The 3435-nt window shown below is 68.3% G+C and carries 2 protein-coding genes; one reads left to right on the top strand and one right to left on the bottom strand.

Annotated elements, in window-relative coordinates; all coding sequences use genetic code 11:
• Positions 1-8 precede the first annotated feature (8 nt).
• Positions 9-968 carry a transposase family protein gene (locus AC08OP_RS22950; protein ID WP_476616071.1) on the bottom strand — a complete coding sequence of 320 codons (960 nt, stop codon included), beginning with the start codon at positions 966-968 and terminating at the stop codon, positions 9-11.
• Between the two features lie 784 nt (positions 969-1752).
• Between AC08OP_RS22950 and AC08OP_RS22945 the strand changes: the two genes are divergently transcribed.
• Complete coding sequence (locus tag AC08OP_RS22945; RefSeq protein ID WP_476616070.1) at positions 1753-3432, top strand: WD40 repeat domain-containing serine/threonine protein kinase; 1680 nt, start codon at positions 1753-1755, stop codon at positions 3430-3432.
• The last annotated feature ends 3 nt before the right edge of the window (positions 3433-3435 follow it).

Genomic DNA, 3435 nt, shown 5'->3' with positions numbered 1-3435 from the left:
CCCCGTGATCAAGAAAATGGGCTGGTCAGAGACCTAAACCGAACGTGCGGAGTGCAGGGGACCGACGTCAGATGCCGTTCGGAGACGATCAACAGCCTGTCGGTGCATTCGCGGCGGGCGGTGCCGACCCAGCGTTCCGCGATCGCGTTCGCCTTCGGAGTTTGTGGGGGTGTGCGGACCACGTCGATGCCGGCCCCGGTGAAGACAGCGTCGAAGGAAGCCGTGAACTTCATGTCGCGGTCACGGAGGAGGAACCGGAACCGGTGGCAACGCTCGTCGAGATCCATCAGCAGGTTTCGTGCCCGTTGTGTGACCCACGCCGAGGTCGGATGCTTCGTGACCCCGAGAACATGGACGTGGCGGGTGGCGTGTTCGACGACGAAGAACACGTAGATCCGCTGCAGGAACACGGTGTCCACCGTGAAGAAATCGCAGGCCAGCAGGCCGGATGCCTGCGCGGACAGGAACGTACGCCAAGAGGCGTCGGCTCGGCGGGGCGCGGGGTCGACGCCGGCGCGGTGCAGGATCCGCCAGACGGTGGCGACCCCGACCGGGTAGCCCAACCCGATCAGTTCTCCCTGGATCCTGCGGTGGCCCCAGGTCGGGTTCTCCCGCGCGAGGCGCAGGACCAGCTCGCGGATCTTCCGGCGGACCGGTGGCCGTCCGGGCGTCTTGCGCGGGTAGGTCCATTTTCGTGCGAGGAGTCCACGGTGCCAGCGCAGCACGGTGGCCGGGGTGACGAAGAACGAACCCCAGCGGGCCCGGGGTAGCAGCCGGGACAGGGCTGCGAGGATCACCCGATCCGCCGGTTCCAGGGCCGGGCGGTTCACCTGCCGGTGCAGCACCGCCACCTGATGCCGCAGGACGAGGAGCTCGACATCCTTCGCGGTGTCCCCACGGACCCGGAGCAGCATCAGCCCGAGAGCGTTGCGCGTCAGGGCGTAGAGCAGCGACCACACCATGACCATCCAGCCTGCCCGATGTAGGCCCTGTCCGGCAGGTAAACGCGCAGGTCACCGCTCGAATCGGGGTTCTGGAGCCCCACAGGTGGGCACGAGGATCCTCCTCGGCCCACTTCTGCCAAGAATTCGCACGGAGAGTAGTAGTCGACTCAACACGCGTGACATTCGCCGTGTGGCGCACTCCACATGCCGGACACTTCGCGGAGCGCCGGACGCAGTACGTGTAATGGAATCAGCCAGCGGCGGCGCGAAAGCTGGCGCGCGCCGGACGGTCATGTGTGGTGACCAGACCGTTCCCGGCGCCGTCCACTTGGCCCTGCACGGGCCAACGCAGGCACCGAGACCGGCGGACGGGAGACTGCACACCGGTCCCCATGCCCATTCGCCGACGACTCCGACATGCCACAGGCCCACCCGGACGGCTCAAGCGGCTCCGATGGTCAACGGACCGAGCAGGCCAGTGATCGACACAGATCTGCAGGATGAGCCCAGAATGAGCCCATATGCGATCTTCAAGTCCAGGTTTTCGATCTTTGCAACGGAGAAACCGCAGGTCGGGGGGCATGGATCTGCCTCAGGCAAGGACAGTGATCGCGCCGATCACTCGATTACAAGATTGGTGCGCTCCGTCCGTGGACATCGTCGACTCGTCCAGCACCGATCTTCGATAGCATGCCGCACTGCTGTCGGGGTGCGGCGAGCGGTCGCTAGGATCATGCATCGTGCAGGGCAAAATGGTTTTATTCGCGGCGATCGTCGGTGAACCTCGGCGTAGGGTCAGGCCCGCATCATGATTGTTGATCGGGCACGGGTGGCAGCGGCGCTTCCTGGCTACGAGATGGGTGACCAGATCGGTGCTGGCGCGTTCGGGTTGGTGCTGGCCGGCTGGCATCGCGGCCTGCAGCGTGATGTTGCGATCAAGGTGCTGGCCGCAGGGGGACAGGCCAGGCTGGCGGCCGGGTTCGCCGCCGAGGCGCGGATCCTCGCGGGCCTGGATCATCCGCACATCGTTCGGGTGTACGACTACGTCGAGGCCGACGAGCTGCGTCTGATCGTCATGGAGATGCTGGCCGGCGGGACCCTGACCCGCCGCCAGGCGGGCATGAGCCAGCAGGGGGCCTGTGCGGTCGGTCTGGCGGTGGCTGGGGCCCTGTCGTGTGCGCATTCCCGGAGTGTGCTGCATCGTGACATCAAACCTGACAATGTACTATTCGACACCACTGGTTTGTTGAAGGTAGCCGATTTCGGAATCGCGAAACTGGTGGGTGGGGTGGCGGCCACCGCGAACACGGTGATCGGGACACCGCTGTTCATGGCTCCCGAGCAGATCGCGGGGAGCCGGCTGGGGCCGGCCACAGATCTGTACGCGCTCGGGGTGATGCTGTATCTGCTGCTGGCCGGTACCGCGCCGTTCGATCCGCCCGCACAGGCGCCGTGGCGACACCACCTCGACCGCGGTATCCGGCCGCCCGCCGGGGTGCCTGCGCCGGTGGCAGAGGTGGTCCTGGGCGCGCTGGCCGAGGTCCCGGCGGACCGGCCGCCGTCCGCGCACGCGTTCGCGGTTGATCTCGCCCAGGCAGCCGCCAGCGCGTACGGCCCGGGGTGGATCGCCTCGTCGGGGATGTCGCTACAGCTCGACGGCGAGGTCCGCGCCGCCGCCGAACACCCAGCCGCGTCTACCCGGCAGCTGCCACCGCCCGCCGCCGACGGCGTATCATCTCCGCGTCCGGCGGGCAGCACTCCGCCGGACCGGGCAGCCAGCGGGAGCATCACCAGCCGCGGGCGTCACCCCCGGTCCCGTCCCCGGCCGGCCGCGCGGCCGCGTCACCGCCGCGCCGCCGCCCTCGTAGTGCTGCTTCTTCTCACCGTCGCCGGTACCGTCCTCATCACCAGCATGGCTCGCAGCGGGAATCCGCGCAAGCCCAGTGCCCGCCCACTAGGCCAACCCCTGGCTGCCCACACCGGTTGGGTGCGCTCGGTGGCGTTCTCCCCCGACGGCCGCACCCTGGCCAGCGGCAGCGAGGAGCGAACGATACGGCTGTGGGATGTCACCGACCCGACCGCCCCCCGCCCGCTCGGCGGGCCGCTGACCGGCCATACCGACGAGGTGGGCAAGGTGGCGTTCTCTCCGGATGGCCGCACCCTGGCCAGCGGCAGCAAGGACCGAACGATACGGCTGTGGGATGTCACCGACCGGTCCAACCCCCGCCCGCTCGGCCCGCCCCTAACCGCCCACACCGACTGGGTGTGGGCGGTGGCCTTCTCGTCGGATAAGCGAATCCTGGCCAGCAGCAGCGCCGACGGCACAATCCGGCTGTGGAATGTGACCGACCGGTCCAACCCCCGCCCGCTCGGCCAACCCCTGACCGGCCACACAGGTGTCGTGGCATCGGTGGCGTTCTCTCCGGATGGGCGTACCCTGGCCAGCGGCAGCTGGGACAAGACGGTACGGCTGTGGACGGTGGACTGACCG

Source organism: Frankia sp. CeRuru1 (assembly GCF_977966315.1).
This window is presented reverse-complemented; position numbering and strand designations above follow the sequence as displayed.

Coding starts and splice junctions, on each gene's coding strand:
- AC08OP_RS22945 (WP_476616070.1), top strand. CDS start 1,753: ATGATTGTTGATCGGGCACGGGTGGCAGCGGCGCTTCCTGGCTACGAG.
- AC08OP_RS22950 (WP_476616071.1), bottom strand. CDS start 968: ATGGTCATGGTGTGGTCGCTGCTCTACGCCCTGACGCGCAACGCTCTC.